The organism is Streptomyces sp. NPDC001889, assembly GCF_053594535.1.
In genome coordinates this window covers 88810-110811 of sequence record NZ_JBSFER010000029.1, presented here as the reverse complement: position 1 = coordinate 110811, position 22002 = coordinate 88810, and the positions used below count along the sequence as shown (strand labels likewise).

The window sequence follows — 22002 nt, the reverse complement described above, 5'->3', positions numbered from 1 at the left end:
GATCTCTCCGGTGCCGCCCGCCCTCTTTCGCGCGGTGCGCGCTACTGGTCGTCCTCCATGTTCAGCCCGAGGCCGGGGATGATGTCCTCGATCAGGGGCGGGATGGTGACATCCGGCTTCGGCGTGGACTCCTTGCCCGTGGCGGGGGTGGAGCTCTCCGACTTGGACGGGGAGTCGAACAGCCCGGAGCTGTCCGTCCCGCCCAGCAGACCCTCCTCCTCGGGGGCGGCGGAGGAGGACGGGCGGGGTTTCGCGGTGTCCGAGCCCTGCTGGGCCGCCGGGGCCTCGGAGGACGACGGTGCCGTACGGCTCCCGGAGGGTGCCGTGCGTCCGGTGTCCTGGGAGGCGGTGCCGGGCCGCTGAGAGGTGCCGCGACCCTGTTCCGGCGGGGTGGGCAGCAGCGATTTGAGCGGACTGACCTCCTGCTCTATGGCGGCGAAGACATCGCTGACCTCGTCGCCGACATCGGTCAGCTGGGCCGGGAGCCGGTCGCGCAGTCCGTTCCACGCGTCCAGATGGGAGCGGGAGAACGAATTGAGCTTCTGGATCGGGCCCAGCGAGCCATCGCGCGCATAGGCCGCGTGGAGCAGCCGGTGGCCCTCCCTGGCGTCGTGGCGCATGCCGTTGAGCGCGCGCCGGACCTCGCCGAGCGATTCGTGGTCCAGGTCTCCGGCCCGGCCGCGCTCCATCAGGCGCCGGGCCTCGCTGAGCCGGGTGGAGGCCTGGTCGAGATAGAGCTGGCCCCGGTCCGTGTCGCCGTCGGCCATGCCCAGCCGGATGTCCTCCATGCCGCGCTTCAGCCCGTACAGCGTGTCACCGGGGAGGGCGTCGGAGCTGGCAGCGGCCACCCCGCTGAAGGCCCCCGCGGCGACGCCCACGGTCAGTCCGCCGGCCGCGAGCCCCTTCGACCAGCGGGAACGCGGTCGCAATTTCCGGAGCGGGGAGGCCCGGTGGGCGCCCCGGCCGGACTTTCGCTGCTCCGGCACGGTAGGGCCCGCGGGTGCGCCCCCGGCTGCCGTGCCCTCCTGGAGCATGGCCTCCATGGCGGCCACGAGCTGCGCGCGCTGCACCACCTTGACCTCGGCATCCAGTTCCGGCCTCGGCAGCTCGCCGAGGCCGGTCGCCAGAGCCAGCAGCCGGCCACGATCGGTCGGTTCGACCGATTCGTCCGGCTGCCCGGCCGCCTGGTCTTCCAAGGCCTGGGCGAAGGCGTTCGCCCGCCGGTGCGCCGATACGTTCGCGATCACTGGCGGCACCTCCTCTCGTCATGACGGTCGACTCCCCTCGGGGTCTGGAAGGTTGCACACCTTGAACACATCCACACGATCGAGTGAGTGGCTGCGGGCATGGCGTGACCACAGGGAGCCTGCATCCCGGACAACGAGTGTCTCGGCACTTGGGTTACGCGCGAAGGATGATCGGACCAGTGCGTCATCGAGGCGTCACCGATTGTGAGTTGGGTTCGGTCAGCGGGCGTCGTCGGGCAGCAGGCGGGCGAGGGTGCGCACGGCACGGTACTGGAGGGTTTTGATCGCGCCCTCGTTCTTCCCCATCACCCTGGCGGTCTCGGCGACCGACAGACCCTGGAGAAAGCGCAGGGTCACGCACTCCTGCTGCTGTGGATTGAGCTTCCGCACCGCTTCGAGCAGGGCGGCGTTGGAGAGCGACTCCAGGACGGAGTCCTCGGGGCTGCGCTCGACCTCGTTGGCGTCGAGCATTTCGCCTGTGGTCACTTCCAGCCGGAATCTGCTCGACTTGAAGTGGTCGGCGACCAGATTGCGGGCGATCGTGACCAGCCAGGCGCCGAAATCGCGGCCCTGCCAGGTGAAGGTGGAGATCCGGCGCAGAGCGCGGAGGAAGGTCTCGCTGGTGAGGTCCTCCGCCGTCGCCTTTCCGCCGACGCGGTAGTAGATGTAGCGGTAGACCGTGTCGCTGTACTGGTCGTAGAGCCGGCCGAAGGCTTCCGCCTCGCCGGCCTGGGCGCGCTCGACCAGCTCCATCATCCGGGCGCTGTCGCTGTCGGCGCTGGGCCGGCGGGCGGTGGTCGAGGCGCTGGAGCCGCCCCGGCTGCTCCGTCTGCCGACCGCCGCGCGGCCGTCGGCCAGGGCGTAGCAGGGAGCGGCTGGGCCGCTGGTGGCAAGGCGGGGCATGGCGAGGGCGGGGACGGCGTACGCGGTGGGGACGAAGCCGCGCAAGTGGTCGAGGACCGCCGCGCGCAGCGTAGCCAGGCCCGAGGCGTCAACCCCGACGTGTGGGTACACGGGACTCCCAGAGGCAGAGCTTCCATCACGAGCAGTGCGGGACGGTCACCCGTCGTGGCGACTGGTGGGGTCCCGTATGCGTCTGAGGAGAATAACGCTTCGTACAGGCAGTGCTACACCCAGTTGCTCAAATCATCGTTTCCGTCGCTTCTGTTCCGACTTGGCGACGCTTCTAGTGGCGAAGTGTGAACATTTGTTGATCGGATTCGATCGTGTTCTGACTGTTCGCGGAGCGGGCGCGCTCATGGCGACAGGGGCCCGCGGCGGGGCGGGGTGCGGTGCGGGGTGCCGGGAGGAGGGCGGGGCCGGGGGTCAGCGGCGGCGGCGGTGGATGGCCACCGCGGCCGCCGTGCCGCCGGCGATGGCGCCCACCCCGGCCGCCGCCGGGATGCCGACCTTGGCCGCCTTGCGGCCGGTGCGGTAGTCGCGCAGCCGCCACTCGCGCTCACGCGCGTACCTGCGCAGCTTGGCGTCCGGGTTGATCGCGTAGGGGTGTCCCACGAGCGAGAGCATCGGGATGTCGTTGTGCGAATCGCTGTACGCGGCGCAGCGCGCCAGTTCGAGTCCCTCGGCCGCCGCGAGCGCGCGCACCGCCTCCGCCTTCGCGGGGCCGTGCAGCGGCTCGCCGACCAGCCGGCCGGTGTAGACGCCGTCGACGGACTCGGCGACCGTGCCCAGCGCCCCGGTCAGACCGAGCCGGCGGGCGATGATCGTGGCCGTCTCCACCGGGGCGGCCGTGACCAGCCAGACCTTCTGGCCCGCGTCCAGGTGGGCCTGGGCGAGCGCCCGGGTGCCCGGCCAGATCCGGTCGGCCATGTACTCGTCGTAGATCTCCTCGCCGATGCTCATCAGCTCGGAGACCCGGTGGCCCTTGACGATGGAGAGCGCGGACTCGCGCACGTCCTGCATGTGCTCGGGGTCCTCGACGCCCGCGAGCCGGAACCAGGTCTGCTGCCAGGCGAACCGGGCCAGGTCGTTGCGGTGGAAGAATTTCCGCTTGTACAGACCCCGCCCGAAGTGGAAGAGCGCGGCGCCCTGCATCACGGTGTTGTCGAGATCGAAGAAGGCGGCCGCCGCCTCGTCCCCGGCGACCGGGAAGGGCGGCTCGGCGGCCTCGTCGGCCGCGGTGGCCTCTTCGCTCTCGGCGAGCTGCTGTGAGGTCTTGCGCGCTGCCTCGGCTGCTGCCTCGCCTGCGAGGACGCTCCGTGCGGTGGCGGAGCGCCTACGGGGGGTGAGCCATCCCAGTGCGGCCATGTGGCGAGCATAGCCAGTCTGTTCGGAACTTCCCGACGCGCCGGGGCGCGACGGTGTGAACTCTGCGCGTCCACGCGGTGAAACGGAGTCCGGGCGGGGCGGAATGTGGGCGGTGTCTCAGCACCCGGGGGGCGCCGGGGCCCGGGTGCGCGGGCGGAGAATGGGGGTATGAGTCCTCTGTTGCGGCGTACCAGGAAGAAGGCCGGCGAGCGCGTGGTGACCCTGATCGGCAAGCCGGGGTGCCATCTGTGCGACGACGCCCGGGCCGTGGTCGAGCGGGTGTGCGGCGGGGTCGGCGCGTCCTGGGAGGAGAAGGACATCACCCGGGACGAGGCCCTGCACCGGGCGTACTGGGAGCAGATCCCGGTGGTGCTGATCGACGGTGAGCAGCACACCTTCTGGCGGGTGGACCCGGAGCGGCTGCGGCGCGCGCTGGAGTCCTGAGAGCGGTGCCGGCCCCCGGCCCTGAGGGCCGGGAGGGCGGAGACCGGCGGAGGGAGGTGCCGCGGTTGCCATCGGAATCTTTGCGCGACGGCTTTTCCGTTGTCATGGCCCTATCGAGACTCCCGTGCGGCAGGGCACAGTGGGGCGGTCTCGGGGGCGCTACGTGAGGAGTGTGTACGGCTTTGCCCCCTTCGCGCCTCGAACGGTCCGGCGTGGCTCCCGGTTCCGCCTTGACGGGAACCATGCGCGTGACCCCGATCACTTTGCTCGGACAAAACGGACAGTATCTTTGTGCACGCGTTCACAAAGACATAGCCTGCATTCGACGGGGCGGTCTTGGAACACACGGCCGCCTAGAGCCCCGCTCATCCCGCAGGAGCACCGTGGCAACTGGCCGAAATCACCGACCGGCGACCCGTAGCCGAGGAATCCCCGAGGCCACCGTCGCCCGGCTTCCGCTGTACCTGCGGGCGCTGACCGCACTGTCCGAGCGGTCCGTCCCCACGGTCTCCTCCGAGGAACTGGCGGCGGCCGCCGGGGTCAACTCGGCGAAGCTGCGCAAGGACTTCTCCTACCTCGGCTCGTACGGCACCCGCGGCGTCGGCTACGACGTGGAGTACCTCGTCTACCAGATCTCCCGCGAACTGGGGCTGACCCAGGACTGGCCCGTGGTGATCGTCGGCATCGGAAACCTCGGCGCCGCCCTCGCCAACTACGGCGGATTCGCGTCCCGCGGCTTCCGGGTCGCGGCGCTCATCGACGCCGACCCCGCGATGGCCGGAAAGCCGGTCGCCGGGATCGCCGTGCAGCACACCGATGAGCTGGAGAAGATCATCAGCGACAACGGGGTCTCCATCGGCGTCATCGCCACCCCCGCGGGCGCCGCCCAGCAGGTCTGCGAGCGGCTCGTCGCCGCCGGTGTGACCTCCATCCTGAACTTCGCGCCCACGGTGCTCTCGGTGCCGGACGGCGTCGACGTGCGCAAGGTCGACCTCTCGATCGAACTCCAGATCCTCGCCTTCCACGAGCAGCGGAAGGCCGGCGAGGAGGCCGACGCCGAGGCGGCCAACCGGAAGGGACCCGACGGGGACATGCCCGCCGTGATGCCGGCATGAGCCTCCTGGTCGTCGGACTGAGCCACCGCAGCGCGCCGGTGAGCGTGCTGGAGCGGGCGTCCCTCTCGGCGGACGCGCAGGCCAAGCTGCTGATGGACACCCTGGCAGCCGAGCCCGCCGCCGAGGCGACGGTGCTCGCCACCTGCAACCGCATCGAGCTGTACGCGGACGTGGAGAAGTTCCACGCGGGCGTCGCCGAGCTGTCCACCCTGCTCGCCCAGCACAGCGGCGTCGGCCTCGAGGAGCTGACGCCCTATCTCTACGTCCACTACGAGGACCGGGCCGTCCACCACCTCTTCTCGGTGGCCTGCGGGCTCGACTCCATGGTCGTCGGCGAGGGCCAGATCCTCGGCCAGATCAAGGACGCCCTCGCGCGCGGCCAGGAGCTGCACACCGCCGGGCGGCTGATCAACGACCTCTTCCAGCAGGCGCTGCGCGTCGGCAAGCGCGCCCACAGCGAGACCGGGATCGACCGGGCCGGGCAGTCGCTCGTCACCTTCGGCCTGGAGCAGCTCGCCGACGGCCGCGACGTCGGCGCGTGGGCCGCGGACAAGCGGGTGCTCGTCATAGGCGCCGGGTCGATGTCCTCGCTCGCCGCCACCACCCTCGCCCGCCTCGGCGTCCGCGAACTGGTCATCGCCAACCGCACGCTGGAGCGTGCGGGCCGGCTGGCCGTGGCGCTCTCCACCCCCGGCGGGGCGCCGGTGCGGGCCGTGCCGATGGCCGCCGTCACGGACGAGCTGACACGTGCCGACGTGGTGGTCTCCTGCACCGGCGCCACCGGTCTCGTGCTCACCGCCGACGCCGTGGCGACCGCGCTGGCCGAGTCCGCCACCGGGGCCGGCCCCGCCAGGGCCGCCGAGGATCTGCGCGCCCCGGACGGCAGCCTGGTGGCGCGGCTCGCCGCGACGGCCGCGCGCGACGGCCGGGTCGCCGACCGCTCGGCGGGCACACCGGCCGCCGAGACCGCGATCCCCGGACGCGTGGCGGACGAGACCGACGACGGCTGCCCGGTGGGGCTCGGTGACCGGCACACCGTCGAGTCGCTCGCCCAGCACGGCGCCTGGCTGGAGAACGCCTCCCGCCCGGCCCGCACCGCGGCGCCCGGCGGACCCTCGGCGGACGCCGGCACCGGTCCCGTACGGATGGCCCTGCTCGACCTCGCCATGCCGCGTGACATCGACCACGCCGCCCACGGCATCCCCGGCGTCCGGCTCGTCGACATCGAGTCGCTCGCCGACGCCTCCGCCGACGCGCCCATGGCCGCCGACGTGGACCAGGTCCGCACCATCGTCTCCGACGAGGTCGCCGCCTTCGGCGCCGCCCAGCGCGCCGCGCACATCACCCCGACCGTGGTCGCCCTGCGCGCCATGGCCGCCGATGTCGTCGCCGGTGAGATCGCCCGGCTCGAGGGGCGGCTGCCCGCCCTGGACGAGAAGGAGCGCGCCGAGATCGGCCGTACCGTCCGCCGGGTGGTCGACAAGCTCCTGCACGCGCCCACCGTGCGGGTGAAGCAGCTCGCGGGCGAGCCCGGCGGCGCCGGGTACGCCGACGCGCTGCGGACACTCTTCGACCTCGACCCGGAGACGGTCGCCTCCGTCAGCCGGGCCGACCTGAATGACGCCGACGTCAAGAACCGAGGGCGAGTATGACCGAGAGGGCACTGAGGCTCGGGACCAGGCGCAGCAAGCTCGCCCTGGCCCAGTCCGGCCAAGTGGCGCGGGCGGTGCGCGAGCTGACCGGCCGCCCCGTCGAGCTGGTCGAGATCACCACGTACGGGGACACCTCCCGTGAGCATCTCGCGCAGATCGGCGGCACGGGCGTGTTCGTGGCCGCGCTCCGGGAGGCACTGCTGCGCGGTGAGGTGGACTTCGCCGTTCACTCGCTGAAGGACCTTCCCACCACCCAGCCCGACGAGCTGCTCCTCGCGGCGGTCCCGCCGCGCGAGGACCCCCGGGACGTCCTGGTGGCGCGGGACGGGCTCCGCTTCGCGGAGCTGCCCGAGGGCGCGCGCGTCGGCACCGGCTCGCCGCGCCGCATGGCACAGCTGAACGCATACGCCCGCGAGCACCACACGCGGATAGAAACCGTCCCGATCCGTGGCAATATCGACACCCGGATCGGATTCGTGCGGAGCGGGGAGCTGGACGCGGTGGTACTCGCCGCCGCCGGGCTCAACCGCATCGGACGAGCCGGCGAGGTGACCGACTTCCTGTCGGTCGACTCCGTCCTGCCCGCCCCCGGCCAGGGGGCACTGGCGATCGAGTGCGCTGCGGATAACGCTGCCCTCGGCGCCGTGCTCGGCGAACTCGACGACCCGCGAACCCGGGTCGCCGTGACCGCCGAGCGATCCCTGCTCGCCGCCCTGGAGGCCGGCTGCAGTGCACCTGTGGGTGCGCTCGCCGACCTGTTGGGCGAGGAGGAGGCTGTCACTGAGATGCGCCTGCGCGGCGTCGTCGGCACCACCGACGGCTCGACGCTGGTGCAGCTGTCCACCACCGGTCCCGTACCCACGTCGCACGGCGACGCCATCGCGCTCGGTCGCGAACTCGCGTCCGAGATGCTCGCCAAGGGTGCGGCCGGTCTTATGGGGGAGCGAGCACATTGAGCCCCACCACCCACCCGTCCTCGGCGTTCTCGGCACACGGGCACGTCACTTTCCTCGGCGCCGGTCCCGGCGATCCCGGACTGCTGACACTGCGCGCTGTCGAGGCACTCGCGGGAGCCGACGTACTCATCGCCGAGCCGGATGTGCTCGACGTGGTGCGCGGCCATGCGCGGGCGAGCGTCAGCACGCCTGAGCCGACGATTGCTGACGATGCGTCAACAGCCGCCGGAATCCCCGTACTCAGGGATGCGGTCAATCTTGTCATGGAGGCCGCGCGGGGCGGCAAGCGGGTCGTCCGTGCGGTGACCGGCGATCCGGGTCTCGACGCGGACGCCGGTCAGGAGATGCTCGCGTGCGCCGCGGAGGGGATTCCCTTCGAGGTCGTGCCGGGGATCGCCACCGCCGTCGGCGTGCCCGCCTACGCCGGTGTCCCGCTGCGGGACGCGCAGGGGACGGACGTCCGGTTCGTGGACGCCCGTACCGCCAGCGAGCGCTGCTGGACCGAGGTGGGCGCGAGCGACGGCACGGTCGTCGTCTCGACCACGCTGGACGCGGTCGCGGCGGCTGCGGGCGAGCTGGTGGCCGCGGGCCGCAAGCCCGACACCCCGCTGACCGTCACCGTCGGCGGTACGACGACCCGGCAGCGGACCTGGACCGCGACGCTCGGCTCCATCGGCCAGACCCTCAAGCAGGCGAAGGTGCTGCCCGCTCCGGACGGGCACCGGCCGGTCATAGCCGTGGTCGGGGAGCGCAGCTCCGCCGCCCAGCGCGACCAGCTCGCCTGGTTCGAGTCCAAGCCGCTCTTCGGCTGGCGGGTGCTGGTGCCGCGGACCAAGGAACAGGCGGCGTCGCTCTCCGACCAGCTCCGCTCCTACGGTGCCGTCCCGCACGAGGTCCCGACCATCGCGGTCGAGCCGCCGCGCACGCCCCAGCAGATGGAGCGCGCGGTCAAGGGCCTGGTCACCGGGCGGTACGAGTGGATCGCCTTCACCTCGGTGAACGCCGTCAAGGCGGTGCGGGAGAAGTTCGAGGAGTACGGGCTCGACGCCCGCGCCTTCGCGGGGATCAAGGTCGCCGCGGTGGGCGAGCAGACCGCGCGCGCCCTGATCGACTTCGGTGTGAAGCCCGATCTGGTGCCGAGCGGCGAGCAGTCGGCGGCGGGGCTGCTGGAGGACTGGCCGCCCTACGACCCGGTCTTCGACCCGATCGACCGCGTCTTCCTGCCGAGAGCCGACATCGCGACCGAGACGCTGGTCGCCGGCCTCATCGAGCTGGGCTGGGAGGTGGACGACGTCACCGCGTACCGGACGGTGCGGGCGTCGCCCCCGCCGGCGGAGACCCGTGAGGCGATCAAGGGCGGCGGCTTCGACGCCGTGCTCTTCACCTCCTCGTCGACCGTGCGGAACCTGGTGGGCATCGCCGGGAAGCCGCACAACGTGACGGTCATCGCGTGTATCGGGCCGGCGACGGCCAAGACGGCGGAGGAGCACGGGCTGCGGGTGGACGTGCTGTCGCCCGAGCCGTCGGTGCACCGGCTCGCCGAGGCGCTGGCGGAGTTCGGCGCGGCCCGCAGGGCCGTGGCGGTGGAGGCGGGCGAGCATGTGCTCCGGCCCTCGGAGCGCAGGCCGGGCGGCAGACGGCGCCGGACCACCTGAGCGAACGGCACAGCGGTGCGAAGGGCGGGCGGGGGAGATAATCCCCGGCCCGCCTTTTGGCGTTGGCGCGTCTTTTGGCGTCGGCCTGCTTTTTGGCGTCGGCCCGTCTTTCGGCGTTTGGCGCGCCTTGTGGCGCTGGCGCGCGGTCGGCGGGGGTGGTGGCGGTCGCGCGGGGTGGCCGGCTGGTGGTCGGGCCCTCGGCCCCCGGCTGTCGGTCGTCGATCGGTCGTCGGTCAGGCGTTGGTGGGCCGTCGGCCGGCCCGGGACCGGGTCGGTACCGGCTCGGTACCGGGCTCCGCCGGGCCGGTGGGCTTCCTCCGGGGAATCCGGTCCGGCGGCGGGCCTCCGGTCCCGCCGTTCCCCGGGCGTACGGGACGGCGCGGCCGCACGGGGGACGGCACCCCGGTGCCTGCCGCCGGTGCGGGTGCCCGGGCCCGTGCCCTGTACCCGTGTCCGCGCCTGCCGCCGGTGCCGGTCAATGAACCCATGCCTGTCGCTGGTGCCGGTGCGGGGGTCCCGGTCCTGCGCCCATGCCTGTGCCTGTGTGGCCGTGCCTGTGTCCTGTGGCCGTGCTGGTGCCCGCGCGCCTGCCGCCTGTGCTCGGGTCTGTGCCTGTGCCCGCGGCTGCCGCCGGTGCTGGTGCGCCGGTGCCTGTGCCCACGCCTGTCGCCTGGGCCGGTTTGCACGTGCCTGCGCCCGTGCCCGTGCCCGTGCCCTGTACCCGTGCCCGCGCCTGCCGCCGGCGCCGGTGCCGGTCAATGAACCCATGCCTGTCGCCGGTGCCGGTGCGGGTGGTCCTGGTCCTGCGCCCGTGCCTGTGCTCGTGCCCGTGGCCGTGTGCCCGCGCCTGTGGTCCGTGCCCCGCGCCCCGCCGCACGTGCCCGCGCCCCCCGCCCCGCGAGCCCTCCCCCTCCGGCCCCGTCGAAATCGGTTGCCCGGCCGTCGTGGCCGGTGGGAGCCTCCTGCGGTGACTTCCTCCCGTGCCGCCCTTCTCGTACGGCAACTCGATCTCGTCTGGTCCCTCTTCGAGCACCACCGCGCCGGCCTGGACGATCCGGCCTGTTTCTGGGAGCCCGCGCCCGGGGCGTGGACCGTGCGGCGGGGGGAGGCCGGGCGGTGGGTCGCCGACTGGCAGGTGCCCGAGCCCGACCCGGTCCCCACCACCTCCATCGCCTGGCTCACCTGGCACATCGGCTACTGGTGGACCACCACCCACGGGCACTGCTTCGAGGGCGGCGCGCCCGGCCGGGAGGAGATCGACTGGCCGGGGACCGCCGAGGGGGCCGTGGTGTGGCTGACGGAGCTGAAGGAGCGGTGGCGGGCCGAGCTGGCCGCCCTCGGCGACGAGGAGCTGGACTCCACCGAGCGGACCGCCGGGCTGCCGTGGGGGCGGGAGCAGACGCTCGCCGACATCGCCGCCTGGGTCAATGTCGAACTGGCCAAGAACGTCTCCGAGATCGGTCTCACCCTCCATCTGCGAAGGGCCCTGTCCGGGTGACCGCGGGGGTGACCGCCCGGTCACGGGAGCCCCGGGGCGGGGAGTAGCGTAGGAGCCATGAGTGTGTATGGAAGCTTCCCGGGCGCCCGGCCCCGCCGCCTGCGGACCACCCCCGCCGTCCGCCGCATGGTCGCCGAGACCCGGCTGCACCCCGCCGATCTGATCCTCCCCGCGTTCGTACGGGAGGGCGCCGGCGCGCCGGTGCCGATCGGGTCGATGCCCGGTGTCGTCCAGCACACCCGCGACACCCTGCGGAAGGCCGCCGTCGAGGCACGGCAGGCCGGGGTCGCGGGGATCATGCTCTACGGGGTCCCGGAGGACGCGAAGAAGGACGCCCTGGGCACCGCCGGTACCGACCCGGACGGCATTCTCCAGGTCGCCATCCGCGATGTCCGCGCCGAGGTCGGCGACGATCTGGTGATCATGTCCGATCTCTGTCTGGACGAGTACACCGACCACGGCCACTGCGGGGTCCTCGACTCCGACGGCCGGGTCGACAACGACGCCACGCTGGAGCGGTACGCGGAGATGGCGCAGGTCCAGGCGGACGCCGGGGCCCACATGGTGGGCACCAGCGGAATGATGGACGGCCAGGTAGGGGTGGTCCGGGACGCGCTGGACACCATCGGCAAGGAGGACGTGGCGATCCTGGCGTACGCCGTCAAGTACTCCTCCGCCTTCTACGGGCCGTTCCGGGAGGCGGTGGGCTCCTCGCTCACCGGGGACCGCAAGACGTACCAGCAGGACCCGGCGAATGCCCGGGAGGCCCTGCGGGAGCTGGCCCTCGACCTGGAGGAGGGCGCCGACATCGTGATGGTGAAGCCCGCCGGGCCGTATCTCGATGTGCTCGCCAAGGTCGCCGAATCGGTGTCGGTGCCGGTGGCCGCGTACCAGATCAGCGGTGAGTACGCGATGGTGGAGGCGGCGGCCGAGAAGGGCTGGATCGACCGGGACAAGGCGATCCTGGAGACCCTCACCGGGATCAAGCGGGCGGGCGCGGGAATGATCCTCACCTACTGGGCGACCGAGGCGGCGCGCTCCCTCTGAGTGCGGCCGTCTCCGGAGCGCCGGAGCGCGGAACGGGCCGGGGAGCTGTTGCTCCCCGGCCCGTTCCCATGCGTCACCGCGTCAGCAGGAGAGGTTCCCGCCGGTCGGCACACCCAGGATCTGGGTGAAGTTCTTATAGCGGTTGATACGGCTCTGGACCTGGGCGGGGTTGCCGCCGTTGCACTCCATCGCGCCGTTGATCGAGCGGATCGACTGGCCGAAGCCGGCGCCGCTGACCATCGAGTCATGGCCGGTGATCGGGCCGGGGCCGTCCTGGGTGTTCCAGTACCAGAGGCCCGTCATCATGGCGATCGCCGGGTCGGTCTCGACCTTCCACGGGTCGTTCAGCAGGTCGATGCCGAGGAAGTCGCCGGCCGCCTTGTAGTTGAAGTTCCAGCTGAGCTGGATCGGTCCGCGGCCGTAGTACGCGGACTGGCCCGCGGGGCAGCCGTAGGGCTGGTCGCGGTCACAGTAGTGCGGGTAGTTCGCCTCGTTGATTTCCTTGATGTAGTACAGGCCGCCGGTCTCATGGCTGACATTGGCGAGGAAGGCCGCGGCCTCCTGCTTGCGCATGGTGTCGGTGCCGGTGTGGGCGAACTTCGGGAACGCCTTCACGGCGTCCGTCAGGCCCTTGTACGTGTAGAAGGGGTTCCGCCGGGGGAACATCTGGTTGAACTGGGCCTCGGTGACCACGAAGCTGTTGTGGTTCGGGTTCCCGTTTCCGCCACAGGTGTACGGGTTCCAGTACCAGCTGCTCGCGACCGGGTCGTAGCCCGGGTTGTCGCGCTCGGCGACATAGACCTTGCCATCGGTGTACTTGACGATGTCGTTGGCCTGGTAGTTCGCGCCGGCGGTCCAGGTCGGTGCGATGGCGCACTCGTCGACCGGGGAGGTGGCGGCGGAGGCCGAGGCGGTCGGCATGAGCGCCGTGGCCGCGAGGGAGCCGGCCGCGACGACGCCGACCATCAATGACTTCATACGTTCTCTGAGCACGACTACGCCTTCCGTGCGTCAACGGACGTGCCTGACCGGTCTGGTGGGAACAGAGATGACCGTGAGCACGCCGTGGCGGGGTGTACGCACACCCAAGCGCCCCCCGAGGGGTGGAGTCAAGGTATAGACCAATGCGAGATTCCGTAGTAACCCACTTGATATGCAGGGGCGTTGACCTGCGGGATGGCCTCTGGCAACGCACTGCGGGCCGGGGAAGGCATCCCGGCCCGCAGTGGTGTGGGGGAGTCCGGCCGCTCCCGGCGGACCCTTCCGCGCGCTCTCAGCAGGAGAGGTTGGCGCCCGTCGGCACGCCCAGGAGCTGGGTGAACTGGGTGTACTTGTTCACCCGGCTCTGGACCTGGGCCGGGTTGCCGCCGTTGCACTCCAGCGTGCCGTTGATGGCCCGGATCGTCTGGCCGAAGCCCGACTGGTTCACCATGGCCGCGTGACCGGTCATCGTGCCCGGCCCGCTCTGGGTGTTCCAGTACCAGAGGCCCGTCTTCCAGGCCACGGCCGACTCGTTCTGGACGCGCGAGGGGTTGTTCAGCAGGTCGATGCCGAGGAAGTCGCCGGCCGCCTTGTAGTTGAAGTTCCAGCTGAGCTGGATCGGGCCGCGGCCGTAGTACGCGGACTGGCCCGCGGGGCAGCCGTAGGGCTGGCTGCGGTCGCAGTAGTGCGAGTAGTTCGCGGTGTTCTGCTCGACCACATGGACCAGCCCGCCGGTCTCATGGCTGACGTTGGCGAGGAAGGCCGCGGCCTCCTGGCGCTTCACCGTCTCGCTGCCGGTCTTCGCGAAAGCCGGGAACGCGCTCATGGCGTCCGTCAGGCCCTTGTACGTGTAGAACGAATTCCGGCTGGGGAACATCTGGTTGAACTGGGCCTCGCTCACCACGAAACCCGTGGGGTTCGGGTTCGGCTGCTGTCCGCCGCTACAGGTGTGGGGGTTCCAGAACCAGGTGCTGACGGTCGGGTCGTAGCCGGGGTTCGCGTGCTCGGCGATGTAGTACTTGCCGTCGCGGTACTTGACAACGTTGCCCGGCACATAGTTGGTGCCCTGCTGCCAGTTGGGTGCCGTGGTGCACTCGTCGGCCGCCGCGGGGGATGCCGTGGGGATCAGGCTCGCGGTCGCGAGACCGGCCGCCGCGAGCACGGCGACCAGCACCGACTTGATGCGCTGCTTCAGCACGAGTTCTCTCCTTCGTGCGTCAACGGCCGTACCGGGGCCTGGTTGGGGGCCTGGTGTTCCCGGTGCGCCGTGATGGTGGGGGTGGTACCCACACTGAAGCGCCTTGACGGTCCTCCGTCAAGGTATAGACCAATGTGAATGTGTGTTCACAACCCACCTTTCGCCGGGGGGTGTTGCCCGGGAGAAGGGGGTGACCGGTGGTGCCCTCGCCGCGGAAAGTGGTGATCTCACGGCCGCGGGCGCACCCTGGAGACGTACCGTCGGAGGTGATCCGCCATGCAGACACTCGTCGGATGGCATGTCGAGATGGAATTCCGCGAGGAGGGCGAGCGGACCCGGGCCGCCGCCCTGGTGAGGCTCGCGGACGGGACCGAGATCCGCGGCCACGGGAACGCGCGGCGTCACCCGTCGGACTCGGAACAGCTCAGGGTCGGAGAGGAGATCGCGGGCGCGCGGGCGCTCATGGACATCGCTTCACAGATGCTCCAGAAGGCGCATCAGGAAATCGACGCGGCCTCGGGGCGCAGCTCGCACACCCTGGTCTGAGGCCCGGCGGACCCGGCCGCGCGCCGGCCCGCGCGGGCGCGCGGCCGGACCGTCACCGCGGGGAACCGTGTGGGTGCCCGGGGTGACGGACCGGGGTGGACCGGGGTGACGGACCGCCCGGCCGTCCGCGCGCGAGCGGCCGGATCGGACTTCGGCGGCGAGGCCGCCGAGGAGGAGCCCCGCCGTCCGCGCCGAGGAGCCCCCGCCGTCCGCGCGCGAGCGGTCAGAGGCGCTCGGGGGTGCGGATGCCCAGCAGCGCCATGCCCCGGTGCAGGGTGCGCGCCGTCAGATCGATCAGGAACAGCCGGTTCTCCACGACCTCCGCCGGGTTCTCCGGGCTGAGGACCTGGCACTGGTCGTAGAACTTCGTCAGATGCGAGGCCAGCTGGTAGAGGTACGCGGCCAGCTTGTGCGGCTCGCGGGCCGCCGCCACCTCCGCGACCGTCTCGCCGAACTGGTCCAGATGGAGCGCGAGCGCCCGCTCGGCCGGGGCGAGCGGCAGCTCCGGGTGGGCGGCAGGGCTGGTGTCGCCCGCCTTGCGCTTGATCGACTGGATACGGGCGTACGCGTACTGGAGGTAGACCGAGGTGTCGCCGTTGAGCGCGACCATCTGCTCCAGGTCGAAGCGGTAGTCCCGGGTCGCCGAGGTCGACAGGTCGGCGTACTTGATCGCGCCGATGCCGACCTGCTCGCCGCGCTCGACGATCTCCGCCTCGGTCAGCTCGCCCCGGTTGCCGTCCTTCTCACGGACGACGCCGGTGGCGTGCTGCACCGCCTCGTCCAGCAGGTCCACCAGCCGGACCGTCTCACCGGCCCGGGTCTTGAACGGCTTGCCGTCCGCGCCCAGGACCGTGCCGAACGCCAGCTGGGCGGCCTCGATCTCGTCGTTCAGCCAGCCGGCCCGGCGGGCGGTCTCGAAGACCATCTTGAAGTGCAGCGACTGCCGGGCGTCCACCACATAGAGCAGGGTGTCCGCGCCGAGGCTCCCCACCCGGTCCCGGATCGCCGAGAGGTCGGTGGCCGCGTAGCCGTAGCCGCCGTTGGACTTGCGCACGATCAGCGGGGTCGGGTTGCCGTCCGGGCCCTTGACGTCGTCGAAGAAGACACAGAGCGCGCCCTCGGAGCGGACCGCGACACCCGACTCCTCCAGGAGCCGGCAGGTCTCGTCCAGCATGTCGTTGTAGGCGGACTCGCCGACGATGTCCGGGTCGTGGATCTCCATGTCGAGCTTGTCGAAGACCGAGTAGAAGTAGATCTTCGACTCGTCCACGAACCGCTGCCACAGGGCCCGGGTCTCCGGGTCGCCCGACTGGAGGGCGACCACCCGGTCCCGCGCGCGCGCCTTGAACTCCTCGTCGGAGTCGAAGACCGCGCGGGACGCCTTGTAGATCCGGTCCAGCGAGGACATCGCCTCCTCGCCGGAGACCTCGCCGTCCTGGTCGTGGTCCAGCTCGTGGGGGTGCTCGATCAGATACTGGATGAGCATGCCGTACTGCGTGCCCCAGTCGCCGATGTGGTGCCGCCGGATCACCCTCTCGCCGGTGAACTCCAGGATCTCCACCATCGCCGCGCCGATCACCGCCGACCGGAGATGGCCGACATGCATCTCCTTGGCCACATTCGGCTGGGCGTAGTCGATCACGGTGGTGCCCGGGTGCTCGCTGAGCGGGACGCCGAGGCGGTCGTCCGCGTACCGCTCGGCGAGCGTGCGGATGATCGCCCGGTCGGTGAGGGTGATGTTCAGGAAGCCGGGGCCCGAGACCTCGATCTCCTGGAGCAGCTCGCCGGAGTCGACCGCGCCCACCACCCGGTCCGCCAGCTCGCGCGGATTGGCCTTGGCCTTCTTCGCGAGCGCCAGGATGCCGTTCGCCTGGAAGTCGGCCCGGTCGCTGCGTCGCAGCAGCGGGTCGGCGGAGCCGGCCTCCGGCAGGGCTGCCGAGAGGGCGTCCGCGAGGCGCTGCTGCACATGCGAGGCGAGGGAAGGGACCGAGGCCATGAGCTTCCGTTCCTGGGTAGAGGTCTATATCGGTTGTCAAGTGTCCCATGGGCGAGCAGGCTCGATCTCCCCGTTTGTGGACAACCCCGGAGCGGGTCGTTCCGTCTGGGAGAATGAGTGCATCCGGATACCAGAAAGAAGGACGTGCCGACCGTGGCTCAGAGCAGCACCGAGACCGACTGGGTCTCCCGTTTCGCGGACGAGGTCATTGCGGAATCGGAACGGCGTGCGCCCGGGGCGAAACACTCGGCACCCTCCGCGGCCGGCGCCCCGGAGATCGTCGTCGCGTCCGGTCTCTCCCCCTCCGGCCCGATCCACCTGGGCAACCTCCGCGAGGTGATGACCCCGCACCTGGTCGCCGACGAGGTGCGGCGGCGCGGACACCGGGTCCGCCATCTGATCTCCTGGGACGACTACGACCGCTACCGCAAGGTCCCCGCCGGCGTCGAGGGCGTGGACGAGAGCTGGGCCGAGTACATCGGCCGCCCCCTGACCTCGGTGCCCGCACCCCGGGGCTCCGCGCACCCCAACTGGGCCGAGCACTTCAAGGCCGCGATGGTGGCGTCCCTGGCGGAGCTGGGGGTGGAGTTCGACGGCATCAGCCAGACCGCGCAGTACACCTCCGGCGTCTACCGCGAGCAGGTGCTGCACGCGATGCGGCACCGGGGCGACATCGACGCGGTCCTCGCGCAGTACCGCACCAGGAAGGCCCCGCCGAAGAAGTCGCAGAAGCCGGTCGACGCGGCCGAGCTGGAGGCCGCCGAGGGCTCCGGCGCGGCCGGCGAGGACGACGGGACCGGCTCCGCCGGATACTTCCCGTACAAGCCGTACTGCGGCGGCTGCGACAAGGACCTCACCACCGTCACGGCGTACGACGACGACACCACCGAGCTGACGTACACCTGCGCGGCGTGCGGGTTCTCGGAGACGGTGCGGCTCTCCGAGTTCAACCGCGGGAAGCTGGTGTGGAAGGTCGACTGGCCGATGCGCTGGGCGTACGAAGGGGTCGTCTTCGAGCCGAGCGGGGTGGACCACTCGTCGCCCGGGTCGTCGTTCCAGGTCGGTGGGGAGATCGTCGGGATCTTCGGCGGGAAGCAGCCGATCGGGCCGATGTACGCCTTCGTCGGGATCAGCGGGATGGCGAAGATGTCCTCCTCCAAGGGCGGGGTGCCCACCCCGGCCGACGCCCTCAAGATCATGGAGGCGCCGCTGCTGCGGTGGCTGTACGCGCGCCGGCGGCCGAACCAGTCGTTCAAGATCGCCTTCGACCAGGAGATCCAGCGGCTGTACGACGAGTGGGACAAGCTGGAGGCGAAGGTCGCGGACGGGTCGGCGCTGCCGGCGGACGCCGCCGCGCACTCCCGTGCCGTGCGCACCGCCGAGGGGGAGCTGCCGGGCACGCCCAGGCCGCTGCCGTACCGGACGCTGGCGTCCGTCGTGGACATCACCGCCGGGCACGACGAGCAGACCGTCCGCATCCTCAGCGAGCTGGACCCGGCGAACCCGCTCTCCTCGCTGGCGGAGGTGCGTCCGAGGCTGGACCGCGCCGAGAACTGGATCAGCACCCAGGTCCCGGCGGAGGCGCGCACCATCGTGCGCGACGAGCCGGACAAGGAGCTGCTGGAGTCCCTCGACGAGGAGGGGCGCGCGTCGCTGCGGCTGCTGCTGGAGGGGCTGGAGTCGCACTGGTCGCTGGATGGGCTGACGACGCTGGTGTACGGGGTGCCGAAGGTGATGGCGGGGCTGGAGGCGGACGCCAGGCCGACGCCGGAGCTGAAGGTGGCGCAGCGGACGTTCTTCGCGCTGCTGTACCGGCTGCTGGTGACGCGGGAGACGGGGCCGCGGCTTCCGACGCTGCTGCTGGCGGTGGGGGCGGACCGGGTTCGCCGTCTGCTGACGGTCTGAGCTTCGGCCCGGGGTCCCGGGGTGCGGGGTCCGTCCTCAAGCGCCGGACGGGCTGGGGTTGGCGGGTTCGTTCGGCCCGGGGGCCCGGGATGAGGGTCAGGTGAGGGGCGGGAGGGGGAGGCCCTGGGGAGTGTGGAGGGAGAGGTGGCGGCGGGTGGGGGAGAGTACCGCCACCGTTGAGCGGGTGACGAAGAACTGGGCCCGGAAGGCCAGCACCGCCGTGTCCCCCACCCGCACCCTCCCCCCGTCCCCCTCCAGCACCCGGTAGTAGTCGATCACCCCCGCCGGAGCCTCCCCCACCCTCAGCCGCACCCCCGCCCGGGGCAGCACCGCACTCCCCACCCGCCCCCGCGCGTAGAACCCCCCGCCGAACACCGCCGGCCGCCCGTCCGCGAGGATGTGCGACACCTCCGTCACATACACATACGCCGGCTTCTCCGGCTGCCCCGCGTCCACCGCGTGCAGCGGAGTCGTCCCCGTCAGGGCGTGCCCCGGCTCCGCGTGGGTCGCGCCCGCCGACGCCAGCAGCGGCAGCGAGGCCACACAGTTCGCACTGGGCGCGCTCAGCAGCAGATCGCGGTGGCCCAGCCCGCGCAGCACCTCCCGCCCCGCCACCGCCAGCCCCAGCAGCGGCGTCGGCCGCGGAACCCCCGTCGCCGGGTCGCAGAGCAGACACGGGAACGCGGTGACCCCCGCGATCCTGATGCCCCGCAGCCGCCCCGCCCGCTCGGCGAACCCCGCCAGCGCGGAGAGCGGCACACCCCCCTCCTGGCCCGGATAGCCGCTCCCCTCGCCCCCGTCGAGACGTACCAGCACGTCCTGGACGAACCCCAGCCCCCGCGCCGCCTCCGCGACCGCGCGGGCGTTCCCCGGGTCGTACACCGTCACCGCCGACGGCCGCCGCGCGAGCAGCTCCGGCAGCGCCCGGCGCGGGATCTGCACCAGGTGCCCGAGATTGCCCGGCCGGGCCCCCGCCGCGTTGAGGACACGGGCCTCGGCCGCGTCCGTCGCCGCGTACCGGGGGATGTGCCGGGCGACCGCCCGGATCACCTCCGGATTGCGGCCGAGCTGTTTGACGACGAACCAGAGCGCGAGTCCCAGCCGGTCCGCCTCCGCCGCCAGCAGCGCCGCGTTCGACTCCACGGCGTCGAGATCCACCACATAGGTGTCGGGCGGGATGGCGCCCCGCCGGTGCAGCGCGGTCGCCGCCTCCACCAGGGCGGGATTGCGGGCGAGGACGGTGTCGAGGAACACGGGTGCACTCCCTGGAAGAGAAACGTTCAGTCCCCGGAGCCGTACAGGGCGCCGATCGCACGGCCGAGGAGGCCCACCACCAGATCGGCGCCCGCGCGCATGGGGTTGACCCGGACGGTCCAGTCGGCCAGCTCCGGAGCGTCCGCCAGCGCCGAGGCCGACAGCCGGTACACCAGCGGGGCGATCTCGTACCGGGAGCCCGCCCCCACCGGCCAGGGCGCCGCCCCGAGACCCGCCGCGACCGCCGGCAGCCGGCGGGCCACGGGCCGGTCCAGCCGTACCAGCACACAGCGGTCCTGCGCGTTGGCGACCCTGGCCTGGGCCACCCCCGCCACCTCCCCGGCATCCAGCCGGTCCGCGACCTCCCGCGTGACCCGGGACTGGATCGCCCACATCACCGGCACGTGCGTCAGCGCCCGCAGCACCTCCAGCGCCTGATGGCCCTGCACCTGCCCGCCGCCCGAGTAGTTGTCCGCACGCACCCGCCCCACCAGATCCGGCGCGCCCACCACCACCCCGACCCCCTCCGGACCGTGCAGCTTGAACAGGGAGAACGCCGACGCGTCCGCGCCGAGCTGCACCCCGCACGCCGGCACCCGCAGCGCCGCGTAGTTGTCGTCCACGATCGTGCGCACCCCCGCCTCCGCGCAGAGCGCGAGCACCCCGGCGAGATCGTAGGAGTCCGCCAGCCGCTGCCGGCTGTGCTGGAGAAACGCCCAGCGGGCCCCGGAGCGGGCCAGAGCCGTGCGCACGGCCGCCGGATCGTTGAAGTCGGCCTCGGCCCGCTCCACGGCCATCCCCCGCAGCGTGGTGGCCGTCGTGCGGTAGGCCGGAGCGCTGTGGATCAGCAGCCGGGGCGGTGCGCCCGCACCCGGCAGGGCGTGCAGCGTGTCCAGGGCGGCGCGCACCGCCCCCGTCCCCGCGCCCTGGACCAGGGCCGCGTCCCCCGCGCCGAAGAAGTCCGCGAGGACCGACTCCACCCGGGCGGTGGCCCGGGGCCGCCCCGGGCCCGGCACCACCCCCGCGTCGGCGGTGAACAGCTCCTCGCCCCGGAAGTGCGCGGCCGTGCACTCCAGCAGCCGGAACTGGACCGCGATCGCGTCCTCGACCTCCAGTGCGGGCAGCGGAAACGTACGGGGCAGCACGACGGGCTCGGGTGCGGGCTCGGGCACGGGCTCAGGGGCGGGCTCGGGCTCAGGGGCGGGCACGGACATCAGGGCTCCTGCTCGGTGGCGGTGGACGGGACGGCCCCGGACCCGGACCCGGGGCCGGGGTAGGGGCCGGGTCCGGGGCCGGGCGGCCCCGGGTCCGTCCCGGTCAGAAAGCGCAGCGGATTGCGCCGGGTCATCAGATCGATCAGCCCCTCCTCCACCCCCGCCGCCCGCAGCCCCGGCAGGAACCCCCGGAAGAGATGCCCGTACCCCTGCCCGCCCTCCGACCGCAGATAGCGGTGCCGCGAGATGTCCCCGCTCAGCAGCGCCCGGTCCGCGTGACCCACCTCCAACAGCGCGAGCAGCAGCCGCAGCCGGGTGGCGTCGCTCCGGTAGTTCTCCTTGCCGACGGTGTCGAAGGCGATGTACGCACCCGCCGCCGCCAGCTCCCGGTGCGCCCCCGGGTCGTCCAGCAGATCCTGATGGCCGATCGCGGCACGCTCCGGCGGCAGCCCCTCCCCGGTGAGCAGCGCGAGCTGGGCGGCCCCGCCCCGGCCCAGCCGCGCATGGGTGGCCACCGCGAGCCCGGTGGCGAGCGCGGCACGGGCGGCGGCCCGCAGCACCCGCGCCTCCGGCTCGCTGGGCCGCTCCCCGTGACTGCCGACCTCGCCGATCACCCCCGGACGGATGCCCGTGGTGCCGATGCCCTCCACGATCTCCCGCACCAGGACATCCGTCAGCCGCTCCACACTGCCGCGGGCGATGTCGGGTGTGTGGAAGGACTCGTAGTACCAGCCGGTCGCGGCCACCACGGCCACCCCCGACGCACGGGACAGCCGGGCCAGCGCGGGCGCGTCGCGCCCCATGCCCCGGCAGGTCATCTCCACGACCAGCCCGAGACCGAAGCTCTCGCGGAGATCCGCCAGTTCGGCGGCGACGGCCGGGGCGTGGCGGCGGCCGAGAACCGCCGCGCCCTCCCCCGTACGGTCCAGATCGAGGACGAGATGCTCATGGGCGAGGACCGGCCCCCGCAGCGCGTGCGGCGGCAGCGGGCCGGTGACGGTGCGCACGGTGCCCATGGCGTCTCCC

Annotated in this window: 18 protein-coding genes; 9 read left to right on the top strand and 9 right to left on the bottom strand. The window is 72.2% G+C overall.

Annotated elements, in window-relative coordinates; translation table 11 throughout:
* Positions 1 to 41 precede the first annotated feature (41 nt).
* The 3 genes from ACWCRA_RS30065 to ACWCRA_RS30055 all read right to left on the bottom strand — a co-directional run bounded on the left by ACWCRA_RS30065 (position 42) and on the right by ACWCRA_RS30055 (position 3515).
* Positions 42 to 1247 carry a DUF5667 domain-containing protein gene (locus ACWCRA_RS30065; RefSeq protein ID WP_351547169.1) on the bottom strand — a complete coding sequence of 402 codons (1206 nt, stop codon included), beginning with the start codon at positions 1245 to 1247 and terminating at the stop codon, positions 42 to 44.
* 219 nt (positions 1248 to 1466) lie between these two features.
* Positions 1467 to 2261, bottom strand: coding sequence for an ECF subfamily RNA polymerase sigma factor, BldN family (locus ACWCRA_RS30060; protein WP_351547172.1), 795 nt, complete (start codon positions 2259 to 2261; stop codon positions 1467 to 1469).
* Positions 2262 to 2573: 312 nt separating this feature from the next.
* The gene (locus tag ACWCRA_RS30055; protein ID WP_351547175.1) at positions 2574 to 3515 is read right to left on the bottom strand and encodes an HAD family hydrolase; all 942 of its coding nucleotides are present in this window, start codon (positions 3513 to 3515) and stop codon (positions 2574 to 2576) included.
* Positions 3516 to 3683: 168 nt separating this feature from the next.
* Here ACWCRA_RS30055 and ACWCRA_RS30050 point away from each other — a divergent pair, with 168 nt between their 5' ends.
* The 7 genes from ACWCRA_RS30050 to hemB all read left to right on the top strand — a co-directional run bounded on the left by ACWCRA_RS30050 (position 3684) and on the right by hemB (position 11882).
* Positions 3684 to 3959 (top strand): glutaredoxin family protein, encoded by a 276-nt coding sequence (locus tag ACWCRA_RS30050; RefSeq protein WP_351547178.1) that lies wholly within the window; start codon positions 3684 to 3686, stop codon positions 3957 to 3959.
* 383 nt (positions 3960 to 4342) lie between these two features.
* The gene (locus tag ACWCRA_RS30045; protein WP_351547181.1) at positions 4343 to 5074 is read left to right on the top strand and encodes a redox-sensing transcriptional repressor Rex; all 732 of its coding nucleotides are present in this window, start codon (positions 4343 to 4345) and stop codon (positions 5072 to 5074) included.
* Positions 5071 to 6726, top strand: coding sequence for a glutamyl-tRNA reductase (locus ACWCRA_RS30040; RefSeq protein ID WP_351547184.1), 1656 nt, complete (start codon positions 5071 to 5073; stop codon positions 6724 to 6726). Before ACWCRA_RS30045 ends, ACWCRA_RS30040 begins: the two co-directional genes overlap by 4 nt.
* Positions 6723 to 7682 (top strand): hydroxymethylbilane synthase, encoded by a 960-nt coding sequence (hemC, locus tag ACWCRA_RS30035; protein ID WP_451069085.1) that lies wholly within the window; start codon positions 6723 to 6725, stop codon positions 7680 to 7682. Before ACWCRA_RS30040 ends, hemC begins: the two co-directional genes overlap by 4 nt.
* The gene (locus ACWCRA_RS30030) at positions 7679 to 9337 is read left to right on the top strand and encodes a bifunctional uroporphyrinogen-III C-methyltransferase/uroporphyrinogen-III synthase (protein ID WP_351547187.1); all 1659 of its coding nucleotides are present in this window, start codon (positions 7679 to 7681) and stop codon (positions 9335 to 9337) included. Before hemC ends, ACWCRA_RS30030 begins: the two co-directional genes overlap by 4 nt.
* Positions 9338 to 10304: 967 nt before the next feature.
* A complete protein-coding gene (locus ACWCRA_RS30025; RefSeq protein WP_451069084.1) occupies positions 10305 to 10835 on the top strand; it encodes a DinB family protein in 531 nt (176 codons plus the stop codon).
* Positions 10836 to 10892: 57 nt separating this feature from the next.
* Entirely contained in the window at positions 10893 to 11882 is a 990-nt protein-coding gene (gene hemB / locus ACWCRA_RS30020) for a porphobilinogen synthase (protein ID WP_351547193.1), read from the top strand.
* Between the two features lie 81 nt (positions 11883 to 11963).
* Here the strand turns inward: hemB and ACWCRA_RS30015 are convergent, their stop codons facing one another.
* Entirely contained in the window at positions 11964 to 12875 is a 912-nt protein-coding gene (locus ACWCRA_RS30015; RefSeq protein ID WP_351547196.1) for a glycoside hydrolase family 19 protein, read from the bottom strand.
* Between the two features lie 280 nt (positions 12876 to 13155).
* A complete protein-coding gene (locus tag ACWCRA_RS30010; protein ID WP_351547199.1) occupies positions 13156 to 14061 on the bottom strand; it encodes a chitinase in 906 nt (301 codons plus the stop codon).
* Between the two features lie 276 nt (positions 14062 to 14337).
* On the opposite strand from ACWCRA_RS30010, the gene ACWCRA_RS30005 reads away from it, so the two are divergent.
* Positions 14338 to 14607: a DUF1876 domain-containing protein gene (locus ACWCRA_RS30005; protein WP_351547202.1), complete on the top strand. Its 270-nt coding sequence runs from the start codon at positions 14338 to 14340 to the stop codon at positions 14605 to 14607.
* Positions 14608 to 14830: 223 nt separating this feature from the next.
* Here the strand turns inward: ACWCRA_RS30005 and argS are convergent, their stop codons facing one another.
* Positions 14831 to 16603, bottom strand: a complete 1773-nt coding sequence (gene argS / locus ACWCRA_RS30000; protein WP_351547205.1) for an arginine--tRNA ligase — start codon at positions 16601 to 16603, stop codon at positions 14831 to 14833.
* A 144-nt stretch (positions 16604 to 16747) separates the two neighbouring features.
* On the opposite strand from argS, the gene lysS reads away from it, so the two are divergent.
* Positions 16748 to 18508 carry a lysine--tRNA ligase gene (lysS, locus tag ACWCRA_RS29995; RefSeq protein ID WP_351547208.1) on the top strand — a complete coding sequence of 587 codons (1761 nt, stop codon included), beginning with the start codon at positions 16748 to 16750 and terminating at the stop codon, positions 18506 to 18508.
* A 96-nt stretch (positions 18509 to 18604) separates the two neighbouring features.
* Here the strand turns inward: lysS and ACWCRA_RS29990 are convergent, their stop codons facing one another.
* Genes ACWCRA_RS29990 through ACWCRA_RS29980 form a run of 3 tightly spaced genes read right to left on the bottom strand, consistent with a single transcriptional unit; the run spans position 18605 to position 21992 of the window.
* Entirely contained in the window at positions 18605 to 19762 is a 1158-nt protein-coding gene (locus ACWCRA_RS29990; protein ID WP_351547211.1) for an alanine racemase, read from the bottom strand.
* Positions 19763 to 19788: 26 nt separating this feature from the next.
* Positions 19789 to 20976, bottom strand: coding sequence for an aminotransferase class V-fold PLP-dependent enzyme (locus ACWCRA_RS29985; protein ID WP_451069083.1), 1188 nt, complete (start codon positions 20974 to 20976; stop codon positions 19789 to 19791).
* Positions 20976 to 21992 (bottom strand): phosphotriesterase family protein, encoded by a 1017-nt coding sequence (locus ACWCRA_RS29980; RefSeq protein ID WP_451069082.1) that lies wholly within the window; start codon positions 21990 to 21992, stop codon positions 20976 to 20978. The genes ACWCRA_RS29985 and ACWCRA_RS29980 overlap by 1 nt, the downstream gene beginning before the upstream one ends.
* Between the last annotated feature and the right edge of the window lie 10 nt (positions 21993 to 22002).

Bases quoted from the DNA above. Each gene is read 5' to 3' on its own strand.
- ACWCRA_RS30040 (WP_351547184.1), top strand. From the start codon at position 5,071: ATGAGCCTCCTGGTCGTCGGACTGAGCCACCGCAGCGCGCCGGTGAGC.
- ACWCRA_RS30005 (WP_351547202.1), top strand. From the start codon at position 14,338: ATGCAGACACTCGTCGGATGGCATGTCGAGATGGAATTCCGCGAGGAG.
- ACWCRA_RS29985 (WP_451069083.1), bottom strand. From the start codon at position 20,976: ATGTCCGTGCCCGCCCCTGAGCCCGAGCCCGCCCCTGAGCCCGTGCCC.
- argS (WP_351547205.1), bottom strand. From the start codon at position 16,603: ATGGCCTCGGTCCCTTCCCTCGCCTCGCATGTGCAGCAGCGCCTCGCG.
- hemB (WP_351547193.1), top strand. From the start codon at position 10,893: ATGAGTGTGTATGGAAGCTTCCCGGGCGCCCGGCCCCGCCGCCTGCGG.
- ACWCRA_RS29980 (WP_451069082.1), bottom strand. From the start codon at position 21,992: ATGGGCACCGTGCGCACCGTCACCGGCCCGCTGCCGCCGCACGCGCTG.
- ACWCRA_RS30055 (WP_351547175.1), bottom strand. From the start codon at position 3,515: ATGGCCGCACTGGGATGGCTCACCCCCCGTAGGCGCTCCGCCACCGCA.
- hemC (WP_451069085.1), top strand. From the start codon at position 6,723: ATGACCGAGAGGGCACTGAGGCTCGGGACCAGGCGCAGCAAGCTCGCC.
- ACWCRA_RS30050 (WP_351547178.1), top strand. From the start codon at position 3,684: ATGAGTCCTCTGTTGCGGCGTACCAGGAAGAAGGCCGGCGAGCGCGTG.